The sequence below is a fragment of the Mycobacterium branderi genome, from assembly GCF_010728725.1.
GTDB classification, from domain to species: domain Bacteria; phylum Actinomycetota; class Actinomycetes; order Mycobacteriales; family Mycobacteriaceae; genus Mycobacterium; species Mycobacterium branderi.
The window spans coordinates 1207245-1220098 of sequence record NZ_AP022606.1 but is presented as its reverse complement, the minus strand read 5'-3'; the positions used below and the strand labels follow the sequence as shown (position 1 = coordinate 1220098).

Here is a 12854-nt window from a genome sequence, read left to right as displayed (position 1 = left end):
CCTTGATGAGTGAGCCGCGTCACACTAGAATGACCAGTGGTCATCGACCGCTAGGAGGCACCGATGCCGACGGTGACGTGGGCTCGCGTAGACCCGGCTCGTCGCGCAGCCGTGATAGAAGCCGCCGAGGCGGAATTCGGCGCGCATGGATTTTCCCGCGGCAGCCTCAACGTCATCGCCCGCCGCGCCGGCGTCGCCAAGGGCAGCCTGTTCCAGTACTTCGCGGACAAGCGTGACCTGTACGCATTCATCGCCGACGTCGGCAGCCAGCGCGTGCGCTCTTACATGGAGGACCGCATCCGCGAACTCGACCCGAGCAGACCGTTTTTCGAGTTTCTCACCGACCTGCTCGACGACTGGGTCGCCTACTTCGCCGATCATCCGCGGGAACGTTCGCTGCATGCCGCGGCGAGCCTGGAGGTCGACACCGATGCCCGGGTCAGCGTGCGAACCGTCATCCACCGGCACTACCTGGAGGTGCTGCGGCCGCTGGTGCGTGACGCGCAGGCCCGCGGCGACCTGCGGGCGGATGCAGACACCGACGCGTTGCTGTCGTTGCTGTTGCTGATCTTTCCGCATCTGGCGCTGGCACCCTACGTGCGCGGGATGGACCCGGTCCTCGGGCTCGACGAGCCCACGCCGGAGCAGCCGGCGCTGGCGGTGCGCCGCCTCATAGCGGTCTTGGCGGCAGCCTTCTCCCCGCTGCCACACACCACCCCAAAGGAGGTCCAAACCCCATGACACGGACACGATACGGCTCACTGGCCGCCGGCGGTCTCAACTGGGATAGCTTGCCGCTCAAGCTCTTTGCCGGCGGCAATGCAAAATTCTGGGACCCGGCCGACATCGACTTCTCCCGCGACCGCGCGGATTGGGAGAAGCTCTCGGACCGTGAACGCGACTACGCCACGCGGCTGTGCGCCCAGTTCATCGCCGGCGAGGAAGCGGTCACCAAGGACATCCAGCCATTCATGGATGCGATGCGCGCCGAAGGTCGGTTGGGCGACGAGATGTATCTGACCCAGTTCGCCTTCGAGGAAGCCAAGCACGTCTCGGTCTTTCGGCGGTGGCTCGACGCCGTCGGGATGACCGCCGATTTGCACAGCTACTTCGACGACCTGCCCGCCTATCGGCAAATGTTCAACGAAGAACTTCCCGAGTCACTCGATGCGCTGTCGGCCGATCCCTCACCGGCGGCTCAAGTCCGGGCATCGGTGACCTACAACCACATCGTCGAGGGCATGTTGGCGCTGACCGGCTACTACGCCTGGCACAAGATCTGCGTCGAACGCGGCATCCTGCCCGGAATGCAGGCGCTGGTCGGCCACATCGGCGACGACGAGCGGCGCCATATGGCGTGGGGCACGTTCACCTGCCGGCGCCACGTCGCCGCCGACGACGCCAACTGGACGGTGTTCGAGGCCCGGATGAACGAGCTGATGCCGCTGGCGCTAAAGCTCACCGAAGAGGGCTTCGCGCTGTACGCCCCCGACATCCCGTTCGGCCTGTCCACCGAAGAGTTCCTGGCCTACGCCAGCGACAAGGGCATGCGACGGTTCGGCACGATCAGCAGCGCCCGCGGCCGGCCCGTCGATGAGATCGACGTCGACTACTCGCCGCTGCAGCTGGAGGACACCTTCGCCGACGAGGACCAACGAGTCCTGGCCGCGTCCGCGTGACTTGGGCGCGGTTTTCGTCGCTGAGCGACAATTATCGCGCCCAAACCGCTAGCCGACCCAGACGGTTTTGGCGTTGCAGAACTCCCGGATCCCGTGGCCGGACAGCTCGCGGCCATACCCGGAGCGCTTGATGCCGCCGAACGGCAGCTCGGGGTAGGACACCGTCATCCCGTTGATGAACACCTGCCCGGCTTCGATGTCGTCGACGAAACGGCTGATCTCCGATTCGTCGCGGGTCCACGCGTTGGAGCCCAGCCCGAACGTGGTGGCGTTGGCGATCTCGATCGCCTCGTCGATGTCGGCTACCCGATAGACCGAGGCGACCGGCCCGAACACCTCCTCGTAGAAGATCGGCATGTCGCGGGTGATGTCGGTGATCACGGTCGGCGGGTAGAACCAGCCCGGCCCGTCGACACGTTTTCCGCCGCAACGGATTACGGCGCCCGCCGCGGTGGCCTCGTCGACCAGCTTCTCGACGTCGGCGCGGCCGGACTCGGTGGCCAGCGGGCCGACGTCGGTGTCCGGGTCGGTCGGGTCGCCCACCCGTAAAGCGACCATCTTCTCCACGAACTTCTCCACGAACTCGTCGTAGACGTCGGTGTGCACGATGAAGCGTTTGGCCGCGATGCAGGACTGCCCGTTGTTCTGCACCCGCGCGGTGACCGCGGTACTCACCGCCGCGTCCAGATCAGCCGACGGCATCACGATGAACGGGTCGCTGCCGCCGAGCTCGAGCACGGTCGGCTTGATCTCGTCGCCGGCGATGGCCCCGACCGATTGGCCCGCGGGCTCGCTGCCGGTCAGGGTCGCGGCAGCCACCCGCGGGTCACGCAGGATGTCCTCGACCGCGCTCGACGGAACCAGCAGCGTCTGGAAACAGCCCTCCGGAAATCCGCCGCGACGGATGACGTCGGAGAGGTACAACGCGGTCTGCGGCACGTTGGAGGCGTGCTTGAGGATCCCGACGTTGCCGGCCATCAGCGCCGGCGCGGCGAACCGGACCGCCTGCCACAGCGGGAAGTTCCACGGCATCACCGCCAGCACGACGCCCAGCGGCTGGTAGCGGGTGTAGGCCTTGGTGGCGCCCACCGCTTTACCGTCGGCCGGTTCGTCGGCGAGCAGCTTCTCGGTATTCTCTGCGTAGTAACGAAAACCCTTGGCGCACTTCAGCACCTCGGCTTTGGCCGCTTTAAGCGTTTTGCCCATTTCCAGCGTCATCATCGCCGCGACCTGGTCGGCTTCGGCCTCCAGCAGATCCGCCGTCGCGTTAGTCCACTCGGCACGCTGCGCGTAACTGGTGCGGCGGTAGTCGGCGAACCGGTCGTGCGCGCGGGCGATCGCGGCGTCGATTTCCTCGGCCGTCGCCGGGGTGAAGGTCTTGACCGTCTCTCCGGTGGCGGGGTTGATGGTGGCGATGGACACGGTGACATCCTCATGAGTTGGCGGAACGTTCGTTTTCCAGCGTGCCACTTTGACGCCGTCGCCACGACCGTCAGCGGACCCGAATCTCTACATCGTGGCCGCTGGAGCGCGACAGCCGTGTGTCTCGGGTCAGGATCGGGCATTCCAGCGCTTCGGCGAGCACTACGTATGCGGCGTCGTACGCGGTGAGGTTGTCGCGGAGGGCGAAGGCCCGTAGCCGAAAGGCTGCGCTGCTTGGCCACCGCCAAATGGCTAGGGCATCGAAGTCGGTCAAGGCATCGCGTGCCCGCGCCGGACTGATGTGCCCGGCCAGCGTTAGCCCGCGCAGGGCCGAGACCACCTCGAAGTCCAGCAACGTAGGGGCATGTAGTTCCTCGGCGGCGAGGTCGTCGCGCAGCTCCTCGGTGCCCTCGGCGACAGTGAGTGCGTCGACGAGCGCCGCGCTATCGATGACGATCACGCGCGACGGCGAGTCAACTGCTCGTCTCGCTCGGCTCGCGCGACGTCAATGACCTCGACTGCAGACCCGGCAGCACGCTCGGCGCGTTGCGCGGCACGCTCAAGGACTTCGGTGACCGAGGGCCGGCCGACCTCCCGGTTGATCATGTCAAGCAGGTAAGCATTCAGCGACTGGCCGCGCGCGGCAGCGCGTGCTTTGAGTTCCCGATGGGCCGCCTCGGGAACGTTGCGGATCTGCACCAACGAACTCATGAATGCATGATAGCTGTATATACATACAAAATGCATACACAGCGCCTGCCACTATCGTGGCGAGGGTGAGTACCGCCGCCAAGCTGATGGTGAAGTGCCTGGAAAACGAGGGTGTCCGCGTGGTCTTCGGGCTACCCGGTGAGGAAAACATCCGCCTCGTCCAGGCCCTCGCCGACTCCGACATCCGCTACGTGCTCACCCGCCACGAGCAGGCGGCGGCATTCATGGCCGAGATGTATGGCCGGGTGACCGGCCGCGCCGCGGTGGTGTCCACCACGCTCGGGCCCGGCGCGATCAACATGCAGCTCGGCGTCGCCGACGCCACCACCAACAGCACGCCGATGGTCGCGATCTCCGCCCAGGTCGGCCACGATCGCGAGTACAAGGAGTCACACCAGTACGTCGACCTGGTCTCCATGTTCGCGCCGATCACCCGCTGGGCCGACGGCGTGCCCACCGCACGGGCCATCCCCGAGATGTTCCGCAAGGCGTTCAAGCTGGCAGAGGCCGAACGCCCGGCGGCCGTATATCTCGCGGTGCCCGAGGACATAGATACCGACGAGACCGACTACGACCTGAAGCCGTTGCCGCGCAATGTTCCCCGCGCCGAGGCGCCGGCCGAGGGACAGGTGCAGCGCGCGGCCGACATCCTTCGCACCGCGAAACGCCCGGTGGTACTGGCCGGCCACGGTGCGGCCCGCAACGACGCCACCGCGGCCCTGGTCCGGTTCTCCGACGAGCTGTCGGTTCCCGTTGCCAACACCTTCCACGGCAAGGGCGTGATGCCCGACGATCACCCCAACAGCATCGGGACGATGGGCTTCATGCGGCACGACTACGTCAACTTCGGGTTCGACAACGCCGACGTCGTGGTCGCGGTCGGCTACGAGCTGCAGGAGTTCGACCCGGTCCAGATCAACCCGAACGGCGACAAACAGATCATCCACGTGCACCGGTTCCCGGCCGAGGTCGACATGCACTACCCGGTTGCCGTCGGCATCATCGGTGACATCAGCGCCTCGCTCGACGCGCTCACCGACGCGCTTGCGGGACACCGCTTCAGCACCGACGCCGCGGCTCCCGGTTGTGATCTGCTAGCCGAGGAATTCGCTCGCGGACAACAGGATTCGCGGTTTCCGCTCGCGCCGCAGCGAATAGTCGCCGATACCCGTGCCGCGCTGGGCCGCGACGACGTGGTGCTGGTGGACACAGGTGCCACCAAGATGTGGATGGCGCGCCTCTACCCGACATATGAGCGCAACACCTGTTTGATCTCAAATGGATTGTCCACCATGGCATTTGCATTGCCCGGAGCGCTGGGCGTCAAGCTGGCCAGGCCGGATTCAAAGGTGTTGGCCGTCGTGGGTGACGGCGCGTTCCTGATGAACTCGCAGGAGATCGAGACCGCCGTTCGTGAAAAGATCCCGCTAGTGGTGCTGATCTGGGACGACGGCGGCTACGGGCTCATCGAGTGGAAGATGGACCTCGAACTCGGTGACCATTACTACGTGAAATTCGGCAATCCCGATGTGGTGAGCTACGCGGAAAGCTTTGGTGCCAAGGGCTATCGGATCAACAGTGCCGACGAGCTGCTGCCGACACTGAAAGCTGCGCTCGACGACGACGGGGTGTCACTGATCTCCTGCCCGGTGGACTATTCGGAGAACCTGCGGCTGACCGAGCGACTCGGACAACTCGACAGCACGCTGTAGTCATCCGGGTCTTTTGTAACGGCCACCAAGGACGCGGTGCGCATCTTGGCAACGGTTCCATAGCAGTCTGCTTGGCGCCGCCAAATACTTGACCCATACCGGTTACCCCCAGGGAGGAGTTGGGGACAATGTTTTTCAAGAACGCCGACGAGGTCGACGAATACATCTGCGGAATGTTTCGCGACGCGGGCGAACACCCCGAGGTCGGCCCGAAGGTCCGAGCACAAGACCTCGTCTTGCGGGTCGTCCTTACCGAGCCGGACTGCGAGCTGACGGTCGCATTTCGTCCGGACTATCAAGTCGTCTTCGGCCCCAGCGACATCGAGCCCGACGTCGCGTTGCTAATGCCTGGCGACATCGCGGACAAGTTCTGGCGTGGTGACTACAACTTGGCCCGCGGGATCATCGACAGTGAGGTCCACGCCAAGATCACGCGCGCGGGGCCGGTGAAGACGCTCATCAACAAACTGGTCCCGCTGGCCGATCCGCTGTTTCCGATATACCGGGACAAGATTGCCAAGAAGGACGCCGCGGTCGCCGGAGGATGAGAGCCTGCGCAATCACTTCTCGCGCAGCACGGCACTGCCGAACCACTGGCACAGTAGCAACGCGACCTCGACGTCGAGGCGGTCGTCGCCGATCGGACGGCCGCGCCGTTCGACCGCCCGCTGCACCCGGTACTTCACCGAATTGACGTGTAGGTGCAGCTCCTCGGCGGCGGCCTTGTAGCTCGACCCGGTGCGCAAAAACACCCGCAGCGTTTCGCGGAGCCGTTCGTCGCCCTCCGTGGGCGACGCGAGCGGGCCGAGCACGTCCCCGACCCAGGCCGCGGCCGCTCCGGCGTTGTCGGCGACCAGCCCCGCCACCGCGAGCCCGGGATCGCTGGCCGTGATCACTTCCGAGGCTTGCGTGTCCGACGCGGTCACCACAGTGCGAGCATCCAGCGCCTGCTGGTGTGAGCGGCGGAAGCCCTCGATCCCCGGCAACGGGTTGCCGGCGGCGACAAACGGGGCGTCGGCCGTCGCGCCAGCGAATTCGCGGATCCGCGACGGGGTTTCCGACGCCGCATTGCCCAGCAGCGGTATCCACGCCCAGCCGGTCACATGGTCGACGGAGATGAACAGCGCGTTGTCGCGGGCGCCAAGCGATTCAGCCAGCTTATGGACGAATCGTTCCATCGACGCCAGTTCGTCGCCGCGCTCGGACTCACCGCACCAGAGGACCAGCGCGAGATGGATCTGATTGAGCGGATAGCGAATCGCGGTGGTCATCGCATCGATATCGACATCGTCTCCCGACAACACCTTGCGAACCATCAAGGTACGCAGCGTATTTCGCTGCTCCAGCCAGTGTTCCCGCTCATCTTGATAGACGGCGACCACCCGCTGCGAGATCCGGTCGATGTAGTCGAACGAGATCGACGCTATGAGCTCGTATACACCCAGGCTCAGTTTCGGATCCAGGTCCGACGCGCGGATTTCCTCCAGCGCCCTCTTCAGCACCGCCTGATGTCCCAGCCGGTAGGCGCGCACCAACGCGTTGGCCGACACTTCGCGTTGCGCCAGGCGTCGGGCATACTCCAGCGCCGCCGCGGGGGGCTCGACGCGCTCGATCGGGATTCGGTGGCGCACAGTCGAAAAGAACGTCTCGATATTGCTTGAGACGGTGTCGCGGAGCAGCTGCAGCAACTGGGCATCGCCGCGCAGATCCACGATCTCGGCGACCAGATAATCCTGCGTGGATCGCGTGGTGTCGTCCAACCGGTCTTCCAGCCTGCTGATGATCGTCGTCGCAGCCTGGGCAATTCCCGCGTCGTCCGTGCCGTCGGCCATCACGCCTTGATGTCAGCAGCGCCGACGCTTGTCAGCGGCCGAGATTCGACCGGCGGATAGGCCTCGTAGTTGCCGGCGTCGAAGAACCTGGTACGGCGCCGGTACTCGATCGTGTAGCTGGGCCAGTTGTTGGTGTTCTTGCCGCCGGCCGTGCGATACCAGCTGGTGCAGCCGGCCTCCCATACCGTGTCGCCGAGCCGGTCTTGCACCTCCCGGTTGTATTCCGCTTGCACCTCGGGGCGGACGTTGACCCAGCCGTTGCCGTAGGCGCCGACGTGACGGATCGCCGAAAGCACATAGTCGGTTTGGCTTTCGAGCATGTAGATGATCGAGTTGTGCCCGAGGTTCGTGTTGGGCCCGTAGAGAATGAACATGTTCGGGAAACCGGAGACGGTCATTCCCAAGTACGCCTCGGCACCGTCGCGCCACGCCTCACGACGCAGGTCCAGCCCGTCGAGGCCGGTGATCGACGTGGGCGCGAGGAAGTCGTTGGTGGCGAACCCGGTTCCGAACACGATCGCGTCGACGTCGCGTTCGGTGCCATCGGCGCCGACGACAGAGCTGCCGCGCACCTCGCTCAGCCCGGCCGGAATGACCTTCACGTTGGGACGGGCGATCGCCGCATACCACTCGTTGGAGATCAGGATTCGTTTGCAGCCGATCGGGTAGTCGGGCGTCAGCGTCGCTCGCAACTTCGGGTCGGGGACTTGGCGGCGCAGATTCCGGTTGAACATCATCTTGATCAGTGACATCCCGTGGCCCTTGGTCATCGGGATCACCCGCGCCTCGTGGTACAGGTACTTGCGGGTGCGGCTGGCGGCGAGCGCAATTGGGAAATGGCGGTACACGTACTTCTCCAGCGGCGTGTACGGCCGGTCCGGTTTGGGGAGTACATACGGCGCCGAGCGCTGGAAGAGGTACAACTGCGCGACCTTGGGCGCAATCTGCGGCACGAACTGGATGGCGCTTGCCCCCGAGCCGATCACCGCGACCCGCTTGCCTGTCATCTCGTAGTCGTAATCCCAACGGGCCGAATGGAATATCTTGCCCGGAAAGCTGTCGAGCCCGGGGAACTGCGGCTCGGCCGGCAGGCTCAGCTGACCGGTCGCGGCAACCAGGAAGCGGGCCTGCACCTGGCTGCCGTCGCCGAGCGTGATGCGCCAGCGGCCGGAGTTCTTCTGGAAGTCGGCGGCGGTGACTTCGGTGCCCAACCGGACGTGCTCGAGCACCCCGTACTTGCGGGCGCAGCTTTCGATGTAGCTGCGAATCTCCGAGGCCTGACCGTAGGTGCGCGACCAGTCATGGCTGGGCTCGAACGAGTAACTGTAGAGGTGCGACGGGATGTCACATGCGGCGCCGGGGTAGACGTTGTCCCGCCAGACCCCGCCGACCGCCGATGCCTTCTCAAAGATCGTGTAGGGAATCCCGGCGCGGCCGAGCTTGATGCCCATGCAAATCCCGCCGAAGCCGGCGCCGATGATCGCGACGGTCGTACTAGACAGCCCGTTCTGACTCTCGCTCATCACGCCCCCTTCATGCGCCCATCAGACCACGCCGGGGCACGGCTGTCTTTGGGTTGGCAAACGAAGTCGGTACTTCGCGGTTTGGGTGTCGCCACAGTTTTGTTGTCTTCAGCGGACGACAAGCGGCCAATAGTTGGTCCGCCGCGGACGTCGTCCCACAAGGCGAAACTTCCTAGCGTCTGGTTACAGCTTCGAGTTACGCACAGAAAGGAAGCACCATGGCTTATCTGACGATCGTCGCGATGCTCATGTTCGTGCTGTGGCCGGCATTGGTCCCGGCGGCGATCCACGGCTACCACGCACTCGTCAACCTGCGCCCTGCATGATGCCCGATCTGGCGGTCTCCTGGGACGTCCTCTTCGACACACTGCTCGGCGACCGGGCAGTGTTGGCCGGACGCGTGCGCGAGGCTATCCAGGCCGAGCTGTCGTCGTACCGTGCCATGCCCGGCGAGACGCTCGACGAGGAAGTCGGGTTTCAGGTCGAGCGGGTCTTGCGCTCCGCGCACGCCGGACGCGCGGCGGTGAGCGACAGCGAACTCGCGGAGCTGGCCGCCATAGGCGAGGCGCGTGCCCGCCAGGGCATCCCCGTCGACGACATGCTCCGCGCCTGGCGCATCGGTGTCGAGGTGGCCATCGGCTACGCGCGTGAGACGGCCCAGCGGTTGGGCATCGACGACACCCAAGTCCTGGAATTCGTCCAGTCGACACTCGCATGGTCCGACGTCGCCATGGTCACCACGGCCAAGGCGCACCGCAAAACCGAACTCGCACTGGCGGTCTCGGAGGAGACGCGCGGCGCAGCATTCGTCCGCGGCGCCCTGTTCGGCACGGCCCCGGCCGCCGAGCTACGCATTCAAGCCGAGGCCTACGGTCTCGACCCGACCCGCGAATATGTTGCGGTGCGCGCATGGCTGGCCGACGGTGTCCCGCAGCGCGAGCTGGAGCGGGCGCTTGGTTTTCATGACCCGCTGCAGCGCCCGCGGGGCATGTGTGCCCTCGTCGACGGCGATGTCGCCGGCTTGTTGACCGAGCCGCCACCGGCAAGCGTCGAAGGCGTCGTCGGCTATGGTCCGCCGCGCCCGCTGGACCGGCTGGCCGAGTCGTACCGGCTGGCCGCCCGTGCGCTCATGACCATGCAGGCCTGCGGTCTTCGCGGCGCGCACGACATTGCGTCGCTCGGTCTTCGTGCGGCGGTCGCCATGGATGCCGACGTCGGCGACTGGTTGCGCCAGCGGTATCTCGAACCCCTTGCGGCGGGCGGGTCGGCGTGTGAGCTGATGGCGACGTTGCGGGCATACCTGGCGTGCGGACTGCACGTGGAGCGGGCGGCGACACGGTTGTTCGTGCACCAGAACACCGTGCGCTACCGGCTGGCACGGTTCGAAGAGCTGACCGGGGCCAGCCTGCGTGAAACACAGGTTCTCTTCGAGGTGTGGTGGGCCCTCGAACTCTCGGCCATGCGGTTGTAGCGGCCCCCAAGACGAGACCCGAAATATCGGACATCGCTCCGTAGCCACCGCCTCGGCGCTGGACGGACCCTGAACGCGAGGAGAAACAGATGACCACACCCAAAGCGCCGTCGCTCCGCGGGCCCAACGAGACGTTCATGCGCTACGTACAGAACCCGGTCTTTAATTTCTTGTGCGACCACTACTTTCGGCTGGAGATCGACGGCTGGCACCGGATCCCGGACGAGCCGTCGCTGCTGATCGGCATCCACTCCGGAGGGTCGTTGACGATGGACGCGTGGACGCTGGTGCACTCCTGGCATCGTCATTTCGAGGGCCGCCGGATCTTGCACGGCACTGCCCATGACCTGTTGATGGCCACACCGGGGCTTGGCGACTACTTCCGGGCGGTTGGCGTCATTCCCGCCTCTCGCCAGGGGGTCACCGACGCCCTGGCCGCCGGCCACGACGTCGTCGTCTGGCCGGGTGGCGAGCAGGACTCGATGCGGCACTGGCGCCACCGCGACAAGGCAATGCTGTTCGGCCGCAAGGGGTTTGTGCGTCAGGCCATTCGCTCGGGCGTGCCGATCGTCCCGGTTGCGACGGTCGGTGGTCACGACACCGTTTTCGTGCTCTCCGAGGGCAGGTTTCTGGCCCGCTGGACCGGGCTGGGTAAGCGGCTGCGCGGCGCGACGATGCCAATCATCGCCGGCTTCCCGTTCCCGTTGGCCGTCGAAATACTGCCCGCACACGTGCCGCTGCCCGCCAAGATCCGCACCGAGTTCCTCGACCCGATCCGGGTCGACACCGACCCGGCCCGCGCCGACGACCGCGACTACGTCGACAAGGTCTACGACGAGGTCGAAGGCGCGATCCAGGACGGCATGGACCGGCTGGCCAAACGCCGCAGCTTCCCGGTGCTGGGGTGATCGCGATGAGCAGCCTGGCCTTCAACCTGGTCGAGACCGCCCGCCGCCACCCGGAGCGCATTGCGCTGCGTCTCGACGAAGTCGAAATTCCCTACACCGGGCTGGATGCGGCGAGCGCCTGCCTGGCCGGCCTGCTGGTAGCGCACGGATTGCGGCCGGGGGATCGGGTCGGCGTCATGCTGCCCAACGTTCCCTATTTCGCGGTCGCCTATTACGGCGTACTGCGGGCGGGCGGCGTGGTGGTGCCGATGAATGTTCTGCTGAAGGACCGCGAGACCACGTTCTACCTGTCGGATTCGCAGGCCAAGGCGATCATCGCGTGGCACGAGTTCGCGCCCGCCGCGCAGGCCGGGGCGGCGGCCGCCGGCGCCGAGTGCATCGTGGTGAGCCCGGGGGAGTTCGAGGAGCTGATCTGCGCCGCCGCACCCGTCGCCGAACCCGTTGCGCGCGAGGACGACGACACCGCGGTGATCCTCTACACGTCGGGTACCACCGGCACGCCGAAGGGCGCCGAGCTGACCCACGCCAACCTGCGCCGCAACGTCGCGACCGTGGTCGAGATGGTGGACCTGGCGGCCGACGACGTGATCCTTGGTGCCCTGCCGCTGTTTCACGCGTTCGGCCAAACCGCCGGGCTGAATGCCGCCGTCGCCGCCGGCGCCTGCCTGACGTTGATCCCCCGGTTCGATCCGGCCAAGGCGCTGAAGATCATCGAGCGCGACGGCGTGACCGTATTCGAAGGTGTCCCGACGATGTTCGCCGCGATGCTGCACAGCGATACGCGCCCGGACACGTCGTCGCTGCGGCTGTGTATCTCTGGCGGTGCGGCAATGCCGGTCGAGGTGATGCGCGGCTTCGAAGAGACCTTCGACTGCCTGGTGCTCGAGGGCTACGGTCTTAGCGAGACCTCGCCGGTGGCGTCGTTCAACCATCCCGGCGCCGAGCGCAAACCGGGCTCGATCGGCACCCCGGTCGCCGGCGTCGAGATGAAGCTGGTCGACGTCCGCGACGACGGGGTCGGCGAGATCGCCATCCGCGGCCACAACGTGATGAAGGGCTACTGGAACCGGCCCGACGCGACGGCCGCGGCGATCGACGCCGACGGCTGGTTCCATACCGGGGACCTGGCCCGTGTCGACGACGACGGTTACTACTTCATCGTCGACCGCTCCAAGGACATGATCATCCGCGGGGGCTACAACGTCTATCCGCGCGAGATCGAGGAAGTCCTCTACGAGCATCCCGACGTGCGTGAGGCGGCGGTCGTCGGTATCCCCGACGAGATGCTCGGCGAAGAAGTCGGCGCTGCGGTCGCTTTGAAGCCCGGTGCCGAGGCGGACGCGGCGGCGATCCGCGACTACCTCAAGGATCGGGTGGCCGGCTACAAGTACCCGCGGCGTATCTGGTTCGTCGACGAGTTGCCCAAGGGGCCCACCGGCAAAATCCTCAAGCGCGACATCGCTATCCCGGTGGAAGCGTGATGAAACCCGTTGTGCTACGGGATTTTTGGTTGCAACCATCCGTGCCGCGACGTGACCCAACGCGGCAGCCGGTTCACGTCAATCATTGTGCTCGAACCACTCACCGTCAAGGCGC

General features: G+C 65.9%; 12 protein-coding genes. 7 read left to right on the top strand and 5 right to left on the bottom strand.

What is annotated here, in order from left to right; genetic code table 11:
* Window positions 1-63 precede the first annotated feature (63 nt).
* Both G6N47_RS06345 and G6N47_RS06340 read left to right on the top strand, forming a co-directional pair.
* Entirely contained in the window at window positions 64-741 is a 678-nt protein-coding gene (locus tag G6N47_RS06345; RefSeq protein WP_083131723.1) for a TetR/AcrR family transcriptional regulator, read from the top strand.
* On the top strand, window positions 738-1679 hold the full coding sequence (locus G6N47_RS06340) for a R2-like ligand-binding oxidase (RefSeq protein ID WP_083131724.1): 942 nt from the start codon (window positions 738-740) through the stop codon (window positions 1677-1679). The genes G6N47_RS06345 and G6N47_RS06340 overlap by 4 nt, the downstream gene beginning before the upstream one ends.
* Window positions 1680-1727: 48 nt before the next feature.
* On the opposite strand, the gene G6N47_RS06335 is transcribed toward G6N47_RS06340, so the two are convergent.
* The 3 genes from G6N47_RS06335 to G6N47_RS06325 form a co-directional block, all read right to left on the bottom strand.
* Complete coding sequence (locus G6N47_RS06335; protein WP_083131823.1) at window positions 1728-3101, bottom strand: NADP-dependent succinic semialdehyde dehydrogenase; 1374 nt, start codon at window positions 3099-3101, stop codon at window positions 1728-1730.
* 70 nt (window positions 3102-3171) lie between these two features.
* Window positions 3172-3561: a type II toxin-antitoxin system VapC family toxin gene (locus G6N47_RS06330; RefSeq protein ID WP_083131725.1), complete on the bottom strand. Its 390-nt coding sequence runs from the start codon at window positions 3559-3561 to the stop codon at window positions 3172-3174.
* Window positions 3558-3812: a FitA-like ribbon-helix-helix domain-containing protein gene (locus G6N47_RS06325; protein WP_083131726.1), complete on the bottom strand. Its 255-nt coding sequence runs from the start codon at window positions 3810-3812 to the stop codon at window positions 3558-3560. The genes G6N47_RS06330 and G6N47_RS06325 overlap by 4 nt, the downstream gene beginning before the upstream one ends.
* A gap of 65 nt (window positions 3813-3877) precedes the next feature.
* Between G6N47_RS06325 and G6N47_RS06320 the strand changes: the two genes are divergently transcribed.
* Both G6N47_RS06320 and G6N47_RS06315 read left to right on the top strand, forming a co-directional pair.
* Window positions 3878-5524, top strand: coding sequence for an acetolactate synthase large subunit (locus tag G6N47_RS06320; protein WP_083131727.1), 1647 nt, complete (start codon window positions 3878-3880; stop codon window positions 5522-5524).
* 128 nt (window positions 5525-5652) lie between these two features.
* Window positions 5653-6072, top strand: a complete 420-nt coding sequence (locus G6N47_RS06315; RefSeq protein WP_083131728.1) for a hypothetical protein — start codon at window positions 5653-5655, stop codon at window positions 6070-6072.
* A gap of 12 nt (window positions 6073-6084) precedes the next feature.
* Here the strand turns inward: G6N47_RS06315 and G6N47_RS06310 are convergent, their stop codons facing one another.
* A complete protein-coding gene (locus G6N47_RS06310) occupies window positions 6085-7356 on the bottom strand; it encodes a PucR family transcriptional regulator (protein WP_083131729.1) in 1272 nt (423 codons plus the stop codon).
* A complete protein-coding gene (locus G6N47_RS06305; RefSeq protein ID WP_083131730.1) occupies window positions 7356-8879 on the bottom strand; it encodes a flavin-containing monooxygenase in 1524 nt (507 codons plus the stop codon). Before G6N47_RS06305 ends, G6N47_RS06310 begins: the two co-directional genes overlap by 1 nt.
* Window positions 8880-9201: 322 nt before the next feature.
* Between G6N47_RS06305 and G6N47_RS06300 the strand changes: the two genes are divergently transcribed.
* From G6N47_RS06300 to G6N47_RS06290, 3 genes are all read left to right on the top strand, one after another.
* The gene (locus G6N47_RS06300; protein ID WP_083131731.1) at window positions 9202-10350 is read left to right on the top strand and encodes a PucR family transcriptional regulator; all 1149 of its coding nucleotides are present in this window, start codon (window positions 9202-9204) and stop codon (window positions 10348-10350) included.
* An 89-nt stretch (window positions 10351-10439) separates the two neighbouring features.
* A complete protein-coding gene (locus G6N47_RS06295) occupies window positions 10440-11258 on the top strand; it encodes a lysophospholipid acyltransferase family protein (protein WP_083131732.1) in 819 nt (272 codons plus the stop codon).
* A 5-nt stretch (window positions 11259-11263) separates the two neighbouring features.
* Window positions 11264-12739, top strand: a complete 1476-nt coding sequence (locus tag G6N47_RS06290) for a long-chain-fatty-acid--CoA ligase (protein WP_083131824.1) — start codon at window positions 11264-11266, stop codon at window positions 12737-12739.
* Window positions 12740-12854: the final 115 nt, after the last annotated feature.